This window comes from Methanobrevibacter smithii ATCC 35061, from assembly GCF_000016525.1.
Lineage (GTDB): Archaea > Methanobacteriota > Methanobacteria > Methanobacteriales > Methanobacteriaceae > Methanocatella > Methanocatella smithii.
Window position 1 is genome coordinate 858,610 of the sequence record NC_009515.1, and the last position, 20,836, is coordinate 879,445.

Sequence of the window (20,836 nt, forward strand, 5' to 3'; positions counted from 1 at the left end):
TTAAAAAGAACGCCGAGACTGGGATTTGAACCCAGGCGGAGAAACTCCACAGGATTTCAAGTCCTGCGCCTTACCAGACTAGACTATCTCGGCAAAAAATACACTGTTAAAAAAATTAGAAAAAATATATAAAAAGTAAAAAAGATAACGCCGAGACTGGGATTTGAACCCAGGCGGAGAAACTCCACAGGATTTCAAGTCCTGCGCCTTACCAGACTAGACTATCTCGGCATGATAACAGAAAAAATATTTAGAAAAAATCTAAATATTTATCCTTTAAGTTCTATTTCAATACTTACATTATCCGGAACATTAACTTTCATGACTTGTCTCATAGCACGTTCGTCAGCACCAATTCCAACTAAACGTTTATGAATTCTAAGTTCCCATTTTTCCCAGGAAGCTTTTCCTTCTCCATCCGGAGATTTTCTTGTAGGTACTACTAATTTTTTAGTAGGTAATGGAATAGGACCAGACAAATCAACACCAGTTCTTTCAGCGATTTTTTTAAGTTGATCACAGACATAAGCTAATTTTTCTGGATCAGTTCCTGTAAGCTTAATTCTTGCTTGATGCATTATTATCCTCCAAAAATAAAAATAAAAAAGAAAGGAACAACCCCTTTCTTTTAATTAACTACTTACAAATCTATTTAGCTGGGGTAACGTCAATACATAATCCAGCAGCAACAGTTTGACCCATATCCCTAATAGCAAATCTACCCATTTGAGGGATTTTTTTAGCGTTTTCGATTACCATAGGTTTGGTTGGTTTAACTTTTACGAATGCTGCGTTACCAGTTTTTAAGAAGTCAGGGTTTTCTTCAGCTACTTGACCAGTTGCAGGGTCTAATTTTGCAGTTAATTCTAAGAAAGTACATGCAACTTGAGAAGTGTGACAGTGGAATACAGGAGTGTATCCAACAGTGATTACACCAGGGTGTTGTAAAACAACAATTTGTGCATCAAATTCTTTAGCTACAGCAGGAGCATCGTCTACATGACCAGCTACGTCTCCTCTCCTGATATCGTTTTTACCTACACCTCTTACATTGAATCCGATGTTGTCACCAGGTTCAGCAGTTTCAAAGGTTTCGTGGTGCATTTCGATAGATTTTACTTCTCCAGAAGCTCCAGCAGGTTCGAAGATTACGTTTTCTCCTTTTTTCATAACACCGGTTTCTACTCTTCCTACAGGTACAGTACCTACACCAGTAATGGAGTAAACATCTTGAATAGGGATCCTTAATGGTAAGGATACAGGTTTTTCAGGAGCAGCTAAATTATCTAAAGCTTGCATTAAAGTGTCACCTTTGTACCAGGAGGTGTTAGGACTTGCATCTTTAATGTTGTCTCCTTCAAATGCAGAAACAGGGATGAAAGGAACATCAGCAGGGTTGAATCCAACAGTTTTAATTAAAGCAGATACTTCGTCTTTTAATTCGTTGAATTTTGCTTCATCATAATCTACTAAATCGATTTTGTTGATTGCAACGATTAATTGGTTAATACCTAAAGTTTTGGATAAGAAAACGTGTTCTTTGGTTTGTGGCATTACACCGTCGTCTGCAGCTACTACTAATACACCAGCATCTGCTTGGGAAGCACCAGTAATCATATTTTTAACGAAGTCTCTGTGTCCAGGACAGTCTACAACAGTGTAGTCGTATTTTTTGGTGGAGAATTTTTGGTGAGCAAGGTCGATAGTTACTCCTCTTTCCCTTTCTTCTCCTAATTTATCCATAACAAATCTGAATTTGTTTTCTCCATCATCTAATTGTTGTTCAGCGATTGCACCTGCTTTTAATAACAAGTGTCCAACTAATGTGGATTTTCCGTGGTCAACGTGTCCGATAAATGCTAAATTAATATGTTCTTTAGTTTTTGCCATAATAATACCTCTTTTCGTATAAATCGAAATAACATTCATTAAGCTTATAATTTTAGCTTAATTTAAATTTTAATTATTCACATATAAATATGTAATGTTTTTTTCGTAATTTTAAATAAAAAATATAAAAAAATTAAAAATTAAATTTTAATTATCCTACATAATGTTCAGGACCATAAGGTTCTGGAGATAAGCCTTTTCTTTGCCTAATCTCTTTAACGATTTGATTTTGCATTTCACGTGGTAATCTTTCAAATCCAGACATTTCAGTAGACCATAAACATCTACCTTCAGCAGCGGATCTGATATCACCAGCAAAACCAAACATTTCAGCTACAGGAACTTTAGATTCAATAGTAGCCATGTCTCCTTCTTGACCCATGTCAACTATTTGACCTCTCCTGTTTTGGATTTCCCTGGTACATGGACCCATGTAATCTTGTGGAGTGTTAATGAACACTTTTTGCATAGGTTCAAGTAAAGTAGGACCAGCAGACATCATAGATGCATAAATTGCATTTCTAATAGCTGGCAATACTTGTGCAGGTCCTCTGTGAACTGCATCTTCGTGAAGTTTTGCATCGTGGAGTTTGAATTTTAATCCCATAGCAATTTCTTTAGCTAAAGGTCCGTCATTAAGTGCGGATTCAAATCCTTCAATTAAAAGCTCTTTTACTTCATCTAAGTATTGGATACCACGGGTAGCATTGATGAATACGCTTCTGTTGTAAACATCCCATACTTTTCTCGCTTCTTCTTTATCTAAACCGTATTCCATGAAGTCATTAGCAGATTCTTTACCTTTAACTTTACCTTCTTTAAGTTTTCCTTCTTGTAATGCTTTGAAAAGTTCATCTTCTAAAGGTTCAACAGTAATGTAGAATCTGTTATGTTTGTTTGGAGATTTACCTTCAACTTGTGGAGATAATTGAGATACGGTTTCCCTGTATACAACAATAGGTTCTGAAGTTTGGATTTCAACACCTTTATCTTTAATTCTGTAACTGATAACTTCTAAATGAAGTTCTCCCATACCTGAAACTAAATGTTCACCGGTTTCTTCGTTAATTTCAACTTTAATGGTTGGGTCTTCTTTAGCTACTTGTCTTAATACTTCAATTAATTTTGGTAAATCTTTAGTATTTTTAGCTTCTACAGCAACAGTAACTACAGGTTCAGAAATGTGGTCTAATCCTTCAAACTCTTTGATTTTGTCTTCAGGAGAACAGATAGTTTCCCCAGCGATTGCACCTTTTGCACCAGCAACATATACAATGTTACCTGCAGGTACAGCATCAGTGTTAACTCTTTCAGGTCCGAAGTATACACCTACTTGCTGAACTCTGGATTTGGAATGAGATCCAACTAAGTATACTTCTGTACCTTTTTCAATTGATCCTCCGTAAACCCTACCGGTAGCAATTTCACCAGCGTGTTTGTCTACAGATACGTTAGTAACCATTACAGCTAAAGGTCCGTCAGGACTTGTAGTAATCATACCTTGACCTGCAGGAGATTCAATGTCACCTTCCCAGATGTTAGGTACCCTGTATTCTTGAGATACTTTAGGAGAAGGCAAGTGTTCTACTACCATACCGAGTAATACTTCAGACAATGGTACTTTTTGAGCTAATTCTTTTTGTTTATCATCATTACAATAATCAATGATGTCTTTGAAGTTAACTCCAGTTTCTTGCATCATTGGAACGTTAATAGCCCAATTGTGATAAGCTGAACCGAAAGCTACACTACCATCAGTGAAATCAACAGCCCATTCTTCTTTTTTATCTTCAGGAGCCATGTTTTTGATTAATTTGTTAGCTTCCATGTAAATGTTAATGAACCTTTTTTGTAATTCTTCAGGTTCTAATTTTAACTCGTTGATTAATCTGTCAACTTTGTTAATGAACAAAACAGGTTTAACATTTTCTTTTAAAGCTTGTCTAAGTACAGTTTCAGTTTGAGGCATGATACCTTCAACAGCACAAACAACAACAACTGCACCATCTACAGCTCTCATAGCACGAGTTACGTCCCCACCAAAGTCAACGTGACCTGGAGTATCAATTAAGTTGATTAAGTATTCTTCATCTTTGTAATTGTGAACCATTGATACGTTTGCTGCATCAATAGTAATACCACGTGCTTGTTCTTGTTCATCAAAATCTAAAAACCTTTGATCACCAGCAAGTTCTTCGGAAATCATTCCTGCACCTGCTAAAAGGTTATCGGATAATGTAGTTTTACCGTGGTCAATGTGAGCACAGATACCAATATTCCTGATGGAATCTGGTTTATACATTAAATCCTTAATTTTTGCAATCATTTTCTCTCTTCTACTCAAAGAAATCACCTTATATAAATATGATTAGTGTGCTGCTTTTGCAACTCTTTCTTTTTCTTCTTTTTTCTGTAAAGCAAAACTTCTGGAATCTTCTTCAGAAGCAAGAATTAATTCATCAGCTAAACATTCAGCAACAGATTTTCTGTTTTTAAATGCTGATTGTAAAGTTCCTCTAGTTAAGAATCCTAATGAAAGATCTACTCTTCTTTGTGGAGAAATGTCCACTGCTACTTGGTATCCGATACCACCGTATTTAATACGAGTAGTTTCTTCACGAGGGGAAGTATTTTCAACTGCAGTAACTAAAACTTGAACAGGGTTCTTTTTAGTTCTTTTGTTGATAATATCCAATGCATCTTTTACAATATTGTAAGCTTTGTTTTTCTTACCTGAGTTGATGTGAGTCCTCATGATTTTATTCATTAATCTTTCAATGATAGATACTTTAGATTTTGCAAACTGTCTTTTTACATGTCTACCTGAAGTGTGAGGAACAAGAGTTTCATCTAAGCAGATGTATTTTACTAAACCTAAATCTTCGATTTTGACTTCATCGAGTTCCCATTTATCAAATAATTTACTCATAAAAATACCATCCTTATCTTACAGGTTTTTCTATTTTTCCACTTACCATCTCGGATAAAGCTACGTTGTTAACTTTAGATACTTTCCAACGAACTCCAGGAATATCTCCCATAGATCTTCCAGATGGTCCACCAATTCCTTCAATCATGACTTCATCGTGCTCATCGATAAATCCAATAGCTCCGTCACCTGGTGCGAAAGCAGTTAATTGTTTACCGTTTTTGATTAATTGAACACGAACACATTTACGTATAGCAGAGTTAGGTTGTTTTGCTTCTATCCCTACTTTTTCGATTACAATTCCTCTAGCTTGAGGAGCTCCTTCAAGAGGGTCTGCTTTAACATCTAATCTTAAAGCTTTCCTTTTGTAATCTACATCTTTCCACTTAAAATTTTGTCTATTTTTTTTAAGTTTTTTTGCAGCAAAAAGTCCTGGCATAATATTTCCTCTAAACTTTTATTAAACATATCTAAGAATCCACCGCTGCGATTTATACAGCTAAAAATAGCTAATACAATCTAAATTCAAAGATATAACTAGTTAATAATATAATAATTAATTAGACAATTAAATTATCTAAAAATGAAGATATCATGATTTTTTATTGGAAGCATAGTAAAAAGCACACACAACTATGTTCCATTAATTGTCGATATCTTATGATGATTTATCTTTTTTAACATTAATAAAGGTATCTATTTTGACTTGTTGAAAGTCAGTTTTGATTAAATAAAAAATATTTCAAAGATTTATTTGAATATTATTTGCTTTGTTTTTATTGCTTATATTAGTTTTCCTCTACATACAAAATAAACTCTATATCCTGTTTTTTAGAGCCGGTATTTTTGTTGTAACAAAAACATGAAAACCTGATTTTTCAATAGAGAATTTCAAAATTAAGATAAAGAAAAAACAATAAATTTAAAGTAAAAAAAAGAAAAAAGAAGAGAATTATTTTGCAGGAATTATAATATCCCTTTCACCGTCCGGCTCAAATTCTCTTAATGCTCCTCTTGCAATCTCTTTTCTAGGATGTTTAAAATCAAAAGATAATGCATCATCTGCAAATGCAATTTTTATTAAAGGATTAACAGAAAATGCATCTTTTCTTGCAGCATGAGGTGCCTGTGCAATACCTGCATATTCTGGCTGGTGACCTACATTCATAGCATAGTTCGGATAGTTTGGTCCTCTTAATTCATGAATTAAACCTTCATCACTTCTAATAGATAATGAATTAGCAGAACCGCACTGGTCTTGCAAGTCATATCCATAGAATCCTAATCTTGAATGTCCTTCCTTATGTAAAAGCATACTTAAATACCAGCCATTTACACCAGCATTGGAATTTGCTGTTGCAAAAGCTGTGGAACATCCTGCAGCTGCAGATATAACTGATGCCCTTTGTGAACCTCCGAAATGAGTTTCAAGAAGAGTAGGTATTTCATATTGTTCTAAACCATAAAGTGTTACTTCTGTTGAAATATCCCTTACAACATCCATAGTTTTTTCAGCCTGACATAAACCGTAGTTATCCTCAACATAATCCAAACCATAATAAACAAAGTCATCTAAAATATCATCAGTATAAGTTGCACTTGCATACTGAGTGAAACCTACACCTCCTGACATGTAAGAACCTAACCAAACCTGATCATATAGCGCAGCAGCACCTGCAATAACCTCCAATGTTACTTCAGCAGGATCATCAGAAATTCTTGAAGTTTGAATCATATCTGAAAAAGCACCAAATGAAACGCCTCCAGGCTCATTTGGTCCTCTCGCACGCCTAGCAGGTAAAAATGAAGCCATACCAATAACATCTGCATGTTTAGCAGCATAAGAAAAATCTGCAATAGCTGCTTCACCAGCACATAATTTATATGCATTAATAAAACTCATACCAATCTGCATAGCAGACCATCTGGATACAGTACCTCCGTCACATGCCCTTACAACTAATGTAGGCACTCTACTAACCTGATATGTTTTGTTTCCGAGATAATCTTTAAGCATTTGTGCCTGATCTTCCGGGAACTCTTTATTAATATCAATTAATACTCTTTTATCTATTTCATCAGCCAACTCATCATTACCTGTGAAAATTTTTGCATAACAGTCACTAACTAAACCAGGATGCACTTCAACCATATGTTCCTGAACTACTGCTCCACCAGGAAGTGCATGATTGATATTCTCCATATATTCATTGATTGTTTCAGGAGTTACTTCCACACCTAATCTTTCCTGCAAAACAGAGTGTGCAGTATCCATACCTACAATAATTGTTCTTTTAATATCGTCAACCAATTGTTGAATAGCTGCATTGTTACAAAAATGCAAATCATCGCCTTCAACATAATCATCAGTTCCGGAAATTTTATAAGTCATTAAACTTCTCTGACCTAAAGGAACACCAATATCCGGATTATAAAAAGGCATATTCCTATCTTTAGCTAATTTTTCTGCAGCATCATTAAACTCTCTTTTTCTTGGAGACTGCTTCCACCCATCAAAACAATAGAAACTGGTGTGGTTACTTTCATTATCTTCACCTTTAAATTTTTGATTTAAAGCTTTGAAGAATACTTTTTCCTCATTCTCCATCATATTCACCTAATCTCATTTTTAAATCTTTACTGAAAACTCCTAAACCATAACCGCCTTTTGTACGAGATGAATGAATAGTTTCAACAATATCAACAGCTTCATCATCTGACCTCAAACCTACATTATCTTCCCGATATATTGTTGTAATATCTTTTAAATAATCTTCTTCTAACGGAACACCAACATCTACTGCTTCATCAAGAGGTCTGCCGACTTGATCTTTAACATACATGATATGTCCGCTTTCCTCATCAAAAACATATCTTTGAAGGGCATCGAACATCAAACCATTTTCATCAAGCCTTAATGAATGGCCATGTACTGTTGCTCCCCTCATACCGGATTTTGCAGGATCAAAAATATCTGTTTCAACAAGCTCTTTAGAAATTTTTTCCAAATCCTGTTCCCTTATTTCAATTACTTGTCTTCCAGATAATGTTCCAGTATCTACACCCCTATATCTCCACATATAAGTTCTTGCTCTATCATATGGCTGTGCAGGAGCATTATACATGGAATCTGCAAATTGAATATATCTAACTCTAATACCTTGTTTTGCACCAGGAGTAGGTTCTACCATTTCTCTAATTATGTCTCCACCCATATCCATTTCATCTAACGGAGGATGAACAGTTTTATAATTTTCTCCAGGATTACGGTGTCCCAATATTCTTACTAAACCCTCATCAGACACTTCCCTTATCTTTTTAAATTTATGAGTAGGATCCATATGTTTTCTTCTATTTTCAGCTATTTTTGTTTCACCAGGAGTGAATTGTGCTTTATATGACATAATATACACCAACATTATTTAATTATACTTATTGATTCAGAACTTCTTGCACGAGAATCTATTAAACCTATATATCTTTTATCAATAAGATTTTCAAATCCAATACCATATTTGAGATAGTCAGAAATTGTTGATGTTGTTCTTGTAAAAATTCCCACTAACAAAGAATACTCGACAGACAAAGTTTCTGTTAAAATATCTTCCAACTGATTCATGAAATCATTGAATTTATCCAATTCCACAGTAATTATAATTTCTCCAACCATCACTTTTAAATCAATGCCATTTCCATTGACTAAAATACTCTTCCTATCACCGTGATTTACATCATGCCCTTTACCAGGACCATAAAAAACTTTTTTAGGCAAAGATGGTCCATGAATTAAAAATCTAACATAACCTTCTAATCCACATATTTTATTTAATAATAATTCAGTAGTTTTTGGCTTTAAAAATCTATTCGGATAAATTTTAATGTCAATGACATTAATTTCATCATGAAGTTTATCAGATTCACACATGCTTAATCACCTTATATTTTAAGTTCACCTGCGGATTTGGCTACATTAATAATAGGATTTCTAAGATTATCTATAGTACCATAAACAGTTCCAATCAATGAAGAAGTTCTTTGAACTGAAAACATTTGAGTTCCAGCATCCAAACACATAGCAGCAGATGCACATGGAATTGCACAACCTTTACTGTGTCTAGTAACAACATGGTTACCGTGGAATGTACCTGGTCCTCCACCCCCATAAATGGAATGAGAGAAGAAACTGAAACCTACACCAACACCCATAGTTCTACCAAAATCAACACTAGGAAGTCCCGTTTCATATTCCAATATATCATTATAATAAAGAACCGTGGATGCAACTGCTTGAGCAGCTCTTGCAGCACCCACATTAACAATAACCGCAGCTAATAATCCTGCAGCAGCATAAGCATTCCATAATGCCCAATCAACAGGTTCATAATTAATAAACCCAGAGTTCATTTTTCTAGATGCTTTAATGACATTATCTTCAATAGCTCGCCCAACTAGACTTTGAATAACTGTTCCTACAGTCCCTTTGACATTTTCTTTTACCAAATCAAAAACAAGATTATCTGCATTTAAACCCTGATAAGCTAAAGTCAATAAGTGCATTCTTTCAAAAGCACCTGAAGCATCACCAGTTTCAAACATTGCAGTTTGTTCCATTATAGAAGATAACGCTGCGGCATTTAAAGTATTTTTATTAGTAATTGCTACAACATGATTTGCCATGACATTTCTAAGACCATAACCTAAACCTTCCAAAAGAACCGGAGGCCCCAATAATGCACTAATATTAGCTCCCGCCAAATCAACAGTTTGAGGATATGCTCCCATGACCGCAGTTTTAATTGTAGACGCATCAAACATATTGATATCAAATGTATCAATTATTGACTGAATTGTAGCAGAACCTGAAAGCAAAGATGCAATACTGTAATCAGCAGCTACCCTTAACCTTTCATTAGGCAATTGTATTAATAATTGCTGACCGTTATTAATCAAACTAACATTAGTCGCATCATCCTCATTTACCTGGACAATTCTTTTTATTTTATCTGCAATTAATTCCGCATTTTCAACAATTGGCAAATCCAATTCCCTACCAGGAATGAAAACAGATTTACCACCCATAGCCCCTGTCCTTAATCCTTTCTCAATACTTGCTAAATTAACAGCACATGATCTTTTAATATCAAAAATCATTTTAGCAATAGCTGGATTTTTAAGTGGGCTAATTGCATCCAATGAAACTTCACTTTTTAGAAGTTTTCCATCTTGACCATACAAATCAATTTTATCATTGTAAATTTGCATTAGTAATCTCCATTTTAAATAAATTAAAATATTAAAAAAATAACAAATATGAGCTAATAAAAATTCAAAGTTTGATGATATAGAATTGTAATGTTTTTAAATGAATATATTTGTTAATTTTTTTTAATATTGCAAAATTGTAACTTGATTTTTTTAAATAAATAAAAACTTAACATGATTAAATACCAAACATGTGTTTTAAAAAAAACATAATTTATTTTATTCAAATATTATTAAATCGCGTTACATGATTATTAAGTTCTAACAATCAATTCAATATTAATAGTAATACTTATTTAAATGTTACTTTATTTTAAAAGCTCAAATTAACGTTTAAATAATTAAATAAAAGTTATTAATCATTTAAAAAAATAAAAAACAAATGACAAGTTTAAAAAATTAAAACAAAATGCATTTAATACTTATTAACAATAAAGTAATAAAAAACTAATCTGAAAAACACTATTAAAAATACATAAAATCCGAATACAACCATTAATAAAAGCCAATATAATAATTAAATACCAATTATTAAAAAAATATAAAAAATATGCAATTTAAAGCCTAGCTATACTCTTTATAGAACATATATAAAAAAATAAAAAACGTAATAATTATTAATAACAATGTAATATTTAATTGATAAAAATAAAAAATTAAACTTTATAAAAAGCCCGTTTCCAATAGTAAAATTAAAGATTATTAAAAAATATAAGTGGAAAAACAATAAAATTTAAAGAAAAATAATTTCTATGAAAAAAATATGAAATAACAAACAGTCCATTAATTAAAAATTATGGTAAGTTTTACAAAAAACAGATAAAATATTTGAAATAATGAAAATCAGACACATTTACCACAAAGTATATTCAAAAAGTGTGTGCGGGTTTAATAAAATAATGAAAAATCGAACTGGTTTTCATTTGATTATCAAAAAAGTAAAAATAAATAGCTAAATTAATAGCTATTTTAAAATAATGTTGTTTATATTGTGTTGTCTTTTTGCAATTAACTTAGCTCTTTCGATATTAACGCCGTTTTTACCAATAGCAATACGTTTGTTGGTATTATCTGCTGTAACAGTAGCTATTTTTTCACCTGATTCCTTCTGAAGTACTTTAACACCTTGTACTTCTGCAGGGGATAAAAGATTTTTAATAAATTGAATCGAATCGTCGGACAATTCAACGATTTCAATTCCTTTATCTACTGCTCTTTGAACTTTGGAAACAGTGCTTCCGCCTTTTCCAATAGCTAATCCCATATCACCGTTTTTCACGACAAATGTGACTTTACCATGTTCATCATCGATAATACAATCTTTAACCATTGCTCCAGTCATGTTTTCAAAAAGAGCTATGTATCTAATTTCATTTGCAGTGAATTTAATAGACATATGAATCTACCTCAAATCATCTAATATAGTAGAATCTCCTGGATCGTTAACGATTAATGTAGCAACTGTAAATGGTTTACCACAGACAGAACCCAATTCTACACTTGAACCTTCGTAAGTGTATGATGGGATATCTGAAAGATTTGTATAATATTCAACATCTTCAACAATATCTTTAGGAGTGTTTGCAGCAACAATTACAAGCTGACCTTTTCCTAATTTTAAAGATTGAATTGATTTTTCAGAGCCTAATGTCACATCACCAGTATCGACAGCTACCCTGATACTTCTATCTACGTCCATCATCTAGCCTCCTATTCATTTTTATTTGCCATTTTGACACCGATTGAACCGGTACCAAGAGGTATTGGTTGTCCAATAATAATATTTTCGATGATACCAGTTAAATCATCAACTTCACCACGAATACTTGCACGAAGTAAATGTTTACCAGTTTCTTCAAAAGCTGCACGAGCTAAAACGCTTGATTTTTCACCACTAATACCATGTCTACCAATGGATTTTACTTCTCCTTCAGAAGTCATAATATCTGCAACTAACATAATGTGTCTAACATCAACACTAAGACCTTGGTTTTCAAGAGTATTTCTTGCTTCGTTAATAATTGATTGACGAGCTGCTTCAATACCCAATACAGTTTCTATCTCATGAATATCATTTGTAGTAGTTCTGTATGTGTCAATACCTTCCATAGAGAGAATATCTTTAAGATTAGAACCTTCAGTGTGCATAATCCATTCTCTTTCATCTTTACGGATAATGACTTTTCCAATGTCTTTAATACCACTTATCTGTAAATCACGGAATTTGTCTGCTAAAAGACGGAGTTCCCTAATTTCACGTTTTGGCGGTTCGACAATAATCTTGAGATTATCCTTAATATCAGCTTTTTTAAAGTTTTTCTGAATTTTAGCAAGAATTTCATCAAGATCAAGTCTTTTATCTTCAATTTTTCTTTCGTCTAAAACTGCTTCAACTTTCATATCAGCATAATTTAAACTGAAATCACTGAGAACATCGTTTACAGTACTTTTACCAATTTTATTAGCTAAAGTTTTAACGAATTCTTCATTATGACGTTTTTCTTCAGTAAAATAAATATCCATTGTTGGAGTAGCTATTTTTTTTCTTGCGTCAACGATTTCAATAAGTCTTGGAAGACCTAATGTTACGTTTAATTCCATTACCCCTGCATAGTGAAAAGTACGCATAGTCATCTGAGTACCCGGTTCACCTACAGATTGTGCAGCTACTGTTCCAACAGCCTCACCAGCTTCAACATGAGCTCGTTCATAGGCAGTTTTAAGCTCTCCAATAAGCATATCTAATTCATCATCAGATAAATGCCTGTTAACATAAGCAGATGCTAAATCATCCACATATTTTTCAGGGAACTTTACACGACTTGATGGGTCAATAATTCCATTTTCAACAATTCTTGCATCAAAGTTTATTTCAGCTTTAAGTAAAGCATCTTCCACTTTTTTAATTATTGCATCATCCATAGTTACACCTATTTACCCTCTTGTTCAACACTTGAATCATAGTTTGGATTAGCATCTCCTAACCTATTTTCATCAATGATTTTATTTAAGTCAGCTGCTTTACCAAAGTCACTTTTAGCTGGATCTACTCCATCTTCACCAAACATAAGTTGGATAACCATTCCCTGATTATCAGTAACAAGTCCTGACGGTTTAACCTGTAAATCCTGAAGCGCATTTACCAGTCTTCTTTGCATATAACCGGATTGTGCTGTACGAATCGCTGTATCTACAAGACCTTCTCTTCCTCCCATAGCGTGGAAGAAGAATTCAATTGGATCCAAACCTTTTTTATAACTTGAATGTACAAATCCTTTTGCCTTTGCACCTAACTCATTTTTACGGAAATGAGGTAAAGTCCTGTCAATATAACCCCTGTGGATACGACCACCACGAACAGATTGCTGTCCTACACAGGAAGTAATCTGAGTAAGGTTCAACATAGATGCCCTAGCACCAGTACGTGCCATAACTACAGAATGGTTGTGTTCCATAGTAAGGTAGTTTTCTGCAATTTGACCAGATACGTCCCTAGCTTCCCCAAGCACTTGCATAATCTTCATTTCTAAAGTTTCTTCAAGGCTTCTACCGGGTAAAGCTTCAAGATAATCGTTTTCATATGCTTCAACTAATTTATCTACCTTATTTTCAGATTCTCTTAAATGCTCATTAATTCTTTCCTGAGCTTCTTCAGGAATTTCTTCATCATTTGTACTTGTGGTGATTCCTGTTTTCATAATTCCGCAGATAGCTAAATCAGTAGACCTGTCTAAGAATTCTCTGGCTCTAGCAGGGCCATACTCTTTAACGATTTTATCTAAAATACGTCCTGAGAAAGAACCGTAAGCTTTTTCATCAATGACACCATGTTTAAGTTCACCGTCTTCAATTACAACATAAGCATCAATGTCACAAGCTTCTTCTTTACAGACATCACATTTCTGACAAATCTCAGCTTTATAAACAAGATTCAAATCATCAGGCAGTAATAAAGAGAATAACTCTTTACCAGTCCAGTTTTTATGTTTACGTTTTAAGTGTTTAGGATCAACATTTTCATTATTGAACAAATGTGATTTTCTGATTATCTGCAGTGCCTGTTCTTCGCTAAATTCAGATCCTGGTTTTGTTAAAAGATATGCTCCGGAAATGTGGTCGTGAATAGCACCAATAATAGGTCCACCAAACCTTGGAGATAAAATATGTTCCTGTACACGCATTAAAGACTTAGCCTCAGCACGGGACTCATCAGTTTGGAAAACGTGCATGTTCATTTCGTCCCCATCGAAATCTGCATTGTAAGGAGGACATACACATAAATTAAGACGGAAAGTCTTATAAGGTAAAACTCTTACCTCATGAGCCATCATAGACATTCTGTGAAGAGAAGGCTGACGGTTGAATAAAACCATATCACCATCTTTCAGGTGTCTTTCAATAATATAACCAGGTTCTAACTTCTCTAAAATCATGTCTTTAGTTTCATCATAAACCCTGATTTTCCTTCCGTCAGTTCTTATAACATAGTTGGCTCCAGGATGAACATTAGGACCGTTTTCAATATATGTTCTCATTTCATCCATGTTCCAGTCATTTACATAAGCAGGTACAGTAACCTCTTTTGCAATCATTTCAGGAACACCAACTTCATTAATACTAATGTTTGGATCTGGTGAAATTACAGTACGGGCAGAGAAATTAACCCTTTTACCAGACAAATTACTTCTGAATCTACCTTCTTTACCTTTTAACCTTTGAGCTAAAGTTTTTAAAGGTCTTCCAGACCGGTGTCTTGCAGGAGGAACACCACTAGCTTCATTATCGAAGTAAGTAGTTACATGGTATTGCAATAACTCCCATAAATCTTCAACAATAAGTTGAGGAGCACCTGCTTCCATGTTTTCAATTAGTCTTTGATTAATACGTAAAATATCAACAAGTTTGTGAGTTAAATCATCTTCAGACCTTTCACCAGTATCTAAAGTAATAGAAGGCCTTACAGTAACTGGAGGAACAGGTAAAACAGTTAACACTAACCATTCTGGCCTAGCTACTTCAGGATTAACACCTAAAACAAAAGCATCTTCATCAGAAATCCTTTCAAGCCTTTCACGAACTTCACTAGCAGTTAATTTATAATCTTCACCTTCCATTTTTTGAACAATGGAAACCGGCTTATCAATAGTAATATCATCCTGAGCTGCTTCACAGTGAGGACAAACATCACGACGAGCTTCATTATAAATCTCTTTTAAAATCTTAGTTAAATTTTCATGATGATTTTGAGCATCTTTAATCTTTTCAGTGTATTTGAAGATTTCATCATCAGTTAATAAAACACGACCACATTCATTACATGTTGAACGTAAAATTTTGTGAATTATATCACCAAAACCAACATGAATAACAGGTCTGGCCAACTCAATACTACCGAAGTGTCCTTGACACTCTCCACCTCTGTAACCACAAGACCTACATTTTAAACTTGGATCAATAACCCCTAAATGAGGATCCATTAAACCATTTTCAATAGGATAACCATCCTCATCGTAAGTATCAGGAGTTTCAATTTTAACTACTGACATTTCACGAATATCCTCAGGAGACATAAGCCCAAAGTTAATTTGTTTGATTTTTTTTATAAATCCTTTCAAAATATTGACTCCTTCATATTATATAATTATGTTTTGTCTCCTAAAACTAATTTAGGGAAAATACATAAACTCTTAAGTTCATCTAATAATAATTTAAATGCGTATGAAATTTCTATCGGATAAGTTTCAACATCTCCACAAATTGGACAGTACTTTTTATTTTTATTCTTATCATATACTGCTAACATACCACAATTTTCACAGACAATAGCTTCATATTTGTCAGACTCATCTAAAAGTCTTTCTTTTAAGGTAAGAGCTGCACCGTGTGCAATAAGACAATCTCTTTCCATTTCTCCAAACCTTAAACCACCTTCACGAGCTCTTCCTTCAGTAGGCTGACGGGTAAGAACTTGTACAGGACCTCTTGAACGAGCATAAACTTTATCAGTAGTCATGTGGTGTAATTTTTGGTAATATGCCACACCAACAAATATTTCAGCTTCGATTCTTTCTCCGGTTACACCATTATATAATGATTCGCAACCTGCAGATTCAAATCCGTGATTTTTAAGCTGTTGTTTGATTTCTTTTTCAAGTTCTGTATTGAATGGAGTTCCGTCAACACGTTCACCTTCAAGACAGCCTGCTTTACCTGCTACCATTTCAAGCACTTGTCCTACAGACATCCTGGAAGGAATAGCGTGAGGGTTAACAATTAAATCAGGAACAACACCAGATTCTGTGAAAGGAACATCTTCAGGAGATAATATTAAACCAAGAACCCCTTTCTGACCGTGCCTTGATGCAAATTTATCCCCAAATTCAGGTTGCCTGGTATCTCTTACTCTAATTTTAGCCAATCTGCTTCCTTCAACAGTTTCAGTTAAAAGAACAGCATCAACGATACCTTTTTCACCGTGTCTTACTGTTACAGAAGTTTCCCTTCTTTTTTCAGCTACAGTTCCGAATTCGTCGATTTCTTCCAAGAATCTTGGTGGTGAAGTTTTACCGATTAATACATCACCAGATTCAACATATGATTCCGGGTTAACAACACCGTCATCATCTAAGTGCCTATAAGCATCTTCGGAACGGTAACCTTTAATGTTTTTATCAGGAACCTCAAATTTATCCTCTTGTCCACCAGGATACCTTTTTTCAGCAGTATCATAAGCTCTGAAAAATGAAGACCTAGCCAATCCTCTTTCAAGAGAACCTTTGTTAATAACCATTGCATCTTCCATGTTATATCCTTCGTAAGACATAAGAGCTACAACAAAGTTCTGACCTGATGGTCTTTTGTCATAATTAGTTGAATCAATAATACGTGTTTTTACAATAGGAGTTTGCGGGTGGTGTAATAAGTGAGCCCTTGTATCTGTACGTAATGCATAGTTAGAAACATATAATCCTAATGCTTGTTTTGTCATACCTGCTTCCATAGTATTCCTTGGTGAAGAATTGTGATCGGAAAACGGAATAATACCTGCACAAATTCCAAGCATAGTAGCCGGGTCAATTTCCAAATGAGTATGTTCCTCATTTAAATCAGCAATACTCATAGCAATATAGGAGTTTTCTTCCTCTTCAGCATCCAAGTATTCAATAAAACCATTGTCTATTAAATCATCCCATTTTAATTCGCCTTTAGCTACTTTTTCTAAATGTTTATCACTAAGAACTGGTTTACCATCTTTAACAATGATTAATGGTCTTCTTGCCCTACCTGGGTCATTGAATATATAAATCTCATTATTTTTATCATAATAAGTAATATTCATTTCATGAGAAACCTCACCATTTCTCCTTTTTTCTCTCATTTCATTGGTGAAACTTTCAGGGTCTTTACAATATCCTAAAAGTTCTCCATTAATATAAATTTTAGCACTATCCATATTATCGTTCCTTTAATCCTCTAAAACATTCATCTTTTTAATAACATCAATGATTTCTTGTTCATCAGAACCTTCAGAAATATTACACATTAAAGCTAAATTCTTTACCAGACCACAGTTAGGACCCTCTGGGGTTTCATTCGGACAAATCTTACCAAATTGTGTTGGGTGCAAATCCCTTGCTTCAAAGTGAGGTTGACTTCTTGTTAAAGGAGATACAACACGTCTTAAATGAGAAAGAGTTCCCATATAACTAGTCCTATCTAATAATTGACTTACACCTGCTCTTCCACCAACCCAGTTACCAGTTGCAATAGCATGTTTAATATTTTCAGTTAAAACATCACTACGAACTGCCTGTTTGATTGAAAGCTCTTTACCACGGGAAATACTTCTTTCAAGTTGATAACTCATATCTCTGGTTAAACTTGTAAAAGCAACTCTGAATAAATCTTCCATTAAATCTCCAGATACTCTGAGTCTTTTATTTGTGTAATGGTCCTTATCGTGAGGTTCTCTTTGTTCATCAATAACCTGAAGCAACATTTCAGTCATTTCAGCTAAATAAGTAGCTTTAGCTTCACGTCTTTCTGATTCAATACCCATGTGAGGTAATAAGTAACGGTTAATTACATCTTCAGCACGTTTAATACGGTATTCTTCAGTCATACCTTTAGCTACACGATTACCTATGTATTTAATAGCAGCCAATTGTAAATATTGTCTTCTTTCTTCTTTATCCATGCCGTCCATTTCTTTTTGATCTAATTTCAATTGAGAAAGGGATACCTGAATATCATCTGCAATAATCATTTGGAAATTTGGATCATTGGAAATTGCAGTAATAATTTCCTGACCTGTAGCCAAACCAAGAGCTCTTAATAAAATAACAAGTGGAATTTCCCCTGGAACATAAGGGAAAGAAATTCTTAAAAATACTCCGCTTTTACGTGGTTTTTTATATTCAAGAGAAATTCTTGCTCTGAAACCACTTTTAATAGAAGTTACAATAGCCTTAGCTCTTCTGTCTTCAACATCACCAATACGCTCAAGAATAATTTTATTTGGTGCAATTTCTTCCATTGTTACAACAGCTCTTTCAGAACCGTTTACAATGAAGTAACCACCTAAATCTTGAGGGTCTTCACCCTGTTCAATTAATTCTTCATCACTAAGACCATGAAGATGACAAATATCTGATTTAAGCATTACTGGCAATTCACCAATATATACTTTTTCTAAAGGATTGTCTTCTCCTTCTTCATTTAATGCCATCTCAAGATACATGTGTGCAGAATAATTTAAATTCCTAAGTCTTGCTTCAGCAGGATAAATCATACTTTTGGAACCGTCTGCTTCTTTAGTGAATGGCTTTTCAATAAAGAGTTTACCGGTTTTTAAAGTATATTTACCGTTTTCTAAAGTAATAGGTTCAGTAATATCTATGATATTTTGAATCCCACTATTTATAAAATCGTTGTATGATTTAATATGATGGTCAACTAAATCATATTTATCAAAAAATGCATCAACTAATTTCCAGTTATTCTCTGTCATGGACTTCCTCCAGCATTCTATAAAACACCTTAAAAATAATTAACTAAATAAAAATAAGATTAGGAAACCTAATTAAAATTCTTCATTTGATTATTATTCTTAATTTACTCCTAACTATCTCCATTAAGATAATTCCTCTCAAACTAAGTTCAAATTTATTATAATGAATTTCCAAAAAACAATAAAAAAATACAGAAATAAACTTATTATACTAAATTTTACTATTCTAACATTATAACTAACTTTTTACAATACGATAAGTAACAAAAGTACCTGCAGTATCACTTTCACGAGTAATTCTTAAAATATCATTTTCTTTAGCATCAATATCTTTTACAACAGGATCATCAACTTTAATTCTAGGAAGATTTTCAATATCATAGTCAGCACTATTTTTTAAATCTTCAATTTCAGAATCAGTCATTATTTCATGCTTAGGTACAAGCATATGTTCTTGAATATTAATTGTCAATATATAATTCCTCCAGCTAGAAAAGTTAAAATATAAAATTAGAAAACGGGCCCGACGGGAATTGAACCCGCGGCCGCTTGGTTAAAAGCCAAGCGCTCTGCCAGACTGAGCTACGGGCCCTCACATACAACATTTAAATATTAAGCGCCTTGGCCGGGATTTGAACCCGAGTCGCGGGCTCGACAGGCCCACATGATAGCCCCTACACCACCAAGGCAGGAAATACTTAAAATACAGTATAGCTAATCAAACAGTATTAACCATACACCATTAATTACTATATTTAACATCATATATAAAGGTTTCGGAAAAATTAATTTTCCATAACCACAAATATAATCAATTTAATAAAGTAATCAAATCCCGCCTGCCGGACTTGAACCAGCAACATTTGGATCTACAGTCCAACGCTCTGCCAAATTGAGCTAAGGCGGGACATAAAAATGGGACCGCCCGGATTTGAACCGGAGTCTCAGGCTCCCAAAGCCCAAAGGATCGACCAAGCTACCCTACGGTCCCACTAATACAGACATGATGCATAACAATACATCATACATTACCTATTTTATACCTCATAGTATATAAATGTTATGGATTACATGATTTTAAAAAAAAATGCAACCATAATATGTGTACTAAAAAACACAAAATAGAAAGCCCCGAACGGGAATTGAACCCGCGACCACGAGATTACAAGTCTCGCGCTCCACCAGACTGAGCTATCGAGGCAGGATGAAATTAAGATAACAAATAAACTTTTGTATAAACTTATTTAAATACTTTTCTAATACTTAATTAAGACTCTTTCAAAATAACATACAAAAATTATAGATAATGAAAATTCATATAGGGAAAAAAATATTTTTCAAAATACTAAAAAATACAAATACCCACGGAAGTAACCCCATATAATTATTTGTATATCCTTTTACAAATAAAAAATAAATCCAACATACCACTAAAACAACAATAAGAACCATAGCAAAAACACAACAATTAAAACCCAATTCATACCATCCGAAATAATGACAACGATTAATAACGTATTCAATACAAATTTCCAATAAAACACCAACATAACACAACATAGTTACAATTAACTCTTTAGACTCCATTAAAATCCACTCCCCCACAATTTAATTCACAAATCTTAAAAAAATATCCATTTATAATAACAGAAAATTGCTAAGAACCATATAACATATATGCAACACATTAACTCAAATTTTAACCTAAATAACAACCAAATATAAACCCATTAAACTGCACCAAC

The 20,836-nt window shown here is 33.7% G+C and carries 17 protein-coding genes and 7 tRNA genes; all 24 read right to left on the reverse strand.

What is annotated here, in order from left to right; all coding sequences use genetic code 11:
• Positions 1-10: 10 nt before the first annotated feature.
• The 24 genes from MSM_RS04485 to MSM_RS04600 all read right to left on the reverse strand — a co-directional run bounded on the left by MSM_RS04485 (position 11) and on the right by MSM_RS04600 (position 20,678).
• A tRNA-Ser gene (locus MSM_RS04485) sits at positions 11-93 on the reverse strand.
• 55 nt (positions 94-148) lie between these two features.
• Positions 149-231, reverse strand: a tRNA-Ser gene (locus tag MSM_RS04490).
• 38 nt (positions 232-269) lie between these two features.
• Positions 270-578 carry a 30S ribosomal protein S10 gene (gene rpsJ, locus MSM_RS04495; RefSeq protein ID WP_004033033.1) on the reverse strand — a complete coding sequence of 103 codons (309 nt, stop codon included), beginning with the start codon at positions 576-578 and terminating at the stop codon, positions 270-272.
• Between the two features lie 70 nt (positions 579-648).
• Positions 649-1,890, reverse strand: a complete 1,242-nt coding sequence (tuf, locus tag MSM_RS04500) for a translation elongation factor EF-1 subunit alpha (RefSeq protein WP_048058615.1) — start codon at positions 1,888-1,890, stop codon at positions 649-651.
• A 151-nt stretch (positions 1,891-2,041) separates the two neighbouring features.
• Positions 2,042-4,234, reverse strand: a complete 2,193-nt coding sequence (locus MSM_RS04505) for an elongation factor EF-2 (RefSeq protein ID WP_011954157.1) — start codon at positions 4,232-4,234, stop codon at positions 2,042-2,044.
• 24 nt (positions 4,235-4,258) lie between these two features.
• Entirely contained in the window at positions 4,259-4,819 is a 561-nt protein-coding gene (locus MSM_RS04510; RefSeq protein ID WP_004033030.1) for a 30S ribosomal protein S7, read from the reverse strand.
• A 13-nt stretch (positions 4,820-4,832) separates the two neighbouring features.
• Positions 4,833-5,258, reverse strand: a complete 426-nt coding sequence (locus tag MSM_RS04515; protein WP_004033029.1) for a 30S ribosomal protein S12 — start codon at positions 5,256-5,258, stop codon at positions 4,833-4,835.
• 513 nt (positions 5,259-5,771) lie between these two features.
• Complete coding sequence (gene mcrA / locus MSM_RS04520; protein ID WP_011954158.1) at positions 5,772-7,427, reverse strand: coenzyme-B sulfoethylthiotransferase subunit alpha; 1,656 nt, start codon at positions 7,425-7,427, stop codon at positions 5,772-5,774.
• Positions 7,417-8,223, reverse strand: a complete 807-nt coding sequence (mcrG, locus tag MSM_RS04525) for a coenzyme-B sulfoethylthiotransferase subunit gamma (protein WP_011954159.1) — start codon at positions 8,221-8,223, stop codon at positions 7,417-7,419. Before mcrG ends, mcrA begins: the two co-directional genes overlap by 11 nt.
• 14 nt (positions 8,224-8,237) lie before the next feature.
• The gene (gene mcrD / locus MSM_RS04530) at positions 8,238-8,744 is read right to left on the reverse strand and encodes a methyl-coenzyme M reductase operon protein D (protein WP_011954160.1); all 507 of its coding nucleotides are present in this window, start codon (positions 8,742-8,744) and stop codon (positions 8,238-8,240) included.
• A gap of 11 nt (positions 8,745-8,755) precedes the next feature.
• On the reverse strand, positions 8,756-10,081 hold the full coding sequence (gene mcrB, locus MSM_RS04535; protein WP_011954161.1) for a coenzyme-B sulfoethylthiotransferase subunit beta: 1,326 nt from the start codon (positions 10,079-10,081) through the stop codon (positions 8,756-8,758).
• 964 nt (positions 10,082-11,045) lie between these two features.
• The gene (locus tag MSM_RS04540; protein WP_011954162.1) at positions 11,046-11,477 is read right to left on the reverse strand and encodes a NusA-like transcription termination signal-binding factor; all 432 of its coding nucleotides are present in this window, start codon (positions 11,475-11,477) and stop codon (positions 11,046-11,048) included.
• A gap of 6 nt (positions 11,478-11,483) precedes the next feature.
• Entirely contained in the window at positions 11,484-11,783 is a 300-nt protein-coding gene (locus tag MSM_RS04545; protein WP_004033025.1) for a 50S ribosomal protein L30e, read from the reverse strand.
• Positions 11,784-11,791: 8 nt separating this feature from the next.
• Complete coding sequence (gene rpoA2 / locus MSM_RS04550; protein WP_011954163.1) at positions 11,792-13,003, reverse strand: DNA-directed RNA polymerase subunit A''; 1,212 nt, start codon at positions 13,001-13,003, stop codon at positions 11,792-11,794.
• 8 nt (positions 13,004-13,011) lie between these two features.
• Positions 13,012-15,696, reverse strand: coding sequence for a DNA-directed RNA polymerase subunit A' (locus MSM_RS04555; RefSeq protein WP_011954164.1), 2,685 nt, complete (start codon positions 15,694-15,696; stop codon positions 13,012-13,014).
• Positions 15,697-15,722: 26 nt separating this feature from the next.
• Positions 15,723-17,534 carry a DNA-directed RNA polymerase subunit B gene (gene rpoB, locus MSM_RS04560; RefSeq protein WP_004033022.1) on the reverse strand — a complete coding sequence of 604 codons (1,812 nt, stop codon included), beginning with the start codon at positions 17,532-17,534 and terminating at the stop codon, positions 15,723-15,725.
• A 12-nt stretch (positions 17,535-17,546) separates the two neighbouring features.
• A complete protein-coding gene (locus MSM_RS04565) occupies positions 17,547-19,091 on the reverse strand; it encodes a DNA-directed RNA polymerase subunit B'' (protein WP_011954165.1) in 1,545 nt (514 codons plus the stop codon).
• A gap of 238 nt (positions 19,092-19,329) precedes the next feature.
• Positions 19,330-19,563 carry a DNA-directed RNA polymerase subunit H gene (locus MSM_RS04570; protein WP_004033020.1) on the reverse strand — a complete coding sequence of 78 codons (234 nt, stop codon included), beginning with the start codon at positions 19,561-19,563 and terminating at the stop codon, positions 19,330-19,332.
• A 46-nt stretch (positions 19,564-19,609) separates the two neighbouring features.
• A tRNA-Lys gene (locus MSM_RS04575) sits at positions 19,610-19,683 on the reverse strand.
• 25 nt (positions 19,684-19,708) lie between these two features.
• Positions 19,709-19,780: transfer RNA gene (locus MSM_RS04580), tRNA-Asp, on the reverse strand.
• Positions 19,781-19,924: 144 nt separating this feature from the next.
• Positions 19,925-19,998: transfer RNA gene (locus tag MSM_RS04585), tRNA-Tyr, on the reverse strand.
• A gap of 9 nt (positions 19,999-20,007) precedes the next feature.
• A tRNA-Pro gene (locus MSM_RS04590) sits at positions 20,008-20,082 on the reverse strand.
• A gap of 136 nt (positions 20,083-20,218) precedes the next feature.
• Positions 20,219-20,292 (reverse strand) — tRNA-Thr (locus tag MSM_RS04595).
• Positions 20,293-20,405: 113 nt separating this feature from the next.
• The gene (locus MSM_RS04600; protein WP_011954166.1) at positions 20,406-20,678 is read right to left on the reverse strand and encodes a hypothetical protein; all 273 of its coding nucleotides are present in this window, start codon (positions 20,676-20,678) and stop codon (positions 20,406-20,408) included.
• Between the last annotated feature and the right edge of the window lie 158 nt (positions 20,679-20,836).

Coding starts and splice junctions, on each gene's coding strand:
- MSM_RS04600 (WP_011954166.1), bottom strand. CDS start 20,678: ATGGAGTCTAAAGAGTTAATTGTAACTATGTTGTGTTATGTTGGTGTT.
- MSM_RS04510 (WP_004033030.1), bottom strand. CDS start 4,819: ATGAGTAAATTATTTGATAAATGGGAACTCGATGAAGTCAAAATCGAA.
- MSM_RS04565 (WP_011954165.1), bottom strand. CDS start 19,091: ATGACAGAGAATAACTGGAAATTAGTTGATGCATTTTTTGATAAATAT.
- MSM_RS04545 (WP_004033025.1), bottom strand. CDS start 11,783: ATGATGGACGTAGATAGAAGTATCAGGGTAGCTGTCGATACTGGTGAT.
- mcrG (WP_011954159.1), bottom strand. CDS start 8,223: ATGTCATATAAAGCACAATTCACTCCTGGTGAAACAAAAATAGCTGAA.
- mcrD (WP_011954160.1), bottom strand. CDS start 8,744: ATGTGTGAATCTGATAAACTTCATGATGAAATTAATGTCATTGACATT.
- MSM_RS04515 (WP_004033029.1), bottom strand. CDS start 5,258: ATGCCAGGACTTTTTGCTGCAAAAAAACTTAAAAAAAATAGACAAAAT.
- mcrB (WP_011954161.1), bottom strand. CDS start 10,081: ATGCAAATTTACAATGATAAAATTGATTTGTATGGTCAAGATGGAAAA.
- tuf (WP_048058615.1), bottom strand. CDS start 1,890: ATGGCAAAAACTAAAGAACATATTAATTTAGCATTTATCGGACACGTT.
- MSM_RS04540 (WP_011954162.1), bottom strand. CDS start 11,477: ATGTCTATTAAATTCACTGCAAATGAAATTAGATACATAGCTCTTTTT.
- rpoA2 (WP_011954163.1), bottom strand. CDS start 13,003: ATGGATGATGCAATAATTAAAAAAGTGGAAGATGCTTTACTTAAAGCT.
- rpsJ (WP_004033033.1), bottom strand. CDS start 578: ATGCATCAAGCAAGAATTAAGCTTACAGGAACTGATCCAGAAAAATTA.
- rpoB (WP_004033022.1), bottom strand. CDS start 17,534: ATGGATAGTGCTAAAATTTATATTAATGGAGAACTTTTAGGATATTGT.
- mcrA (WP_011954158.1), bottom strand. CDS start 7,427: ATGGAGAATGAGGAAAAAGTATTCTTCAAAGCTTTAAATCAAAAATTT.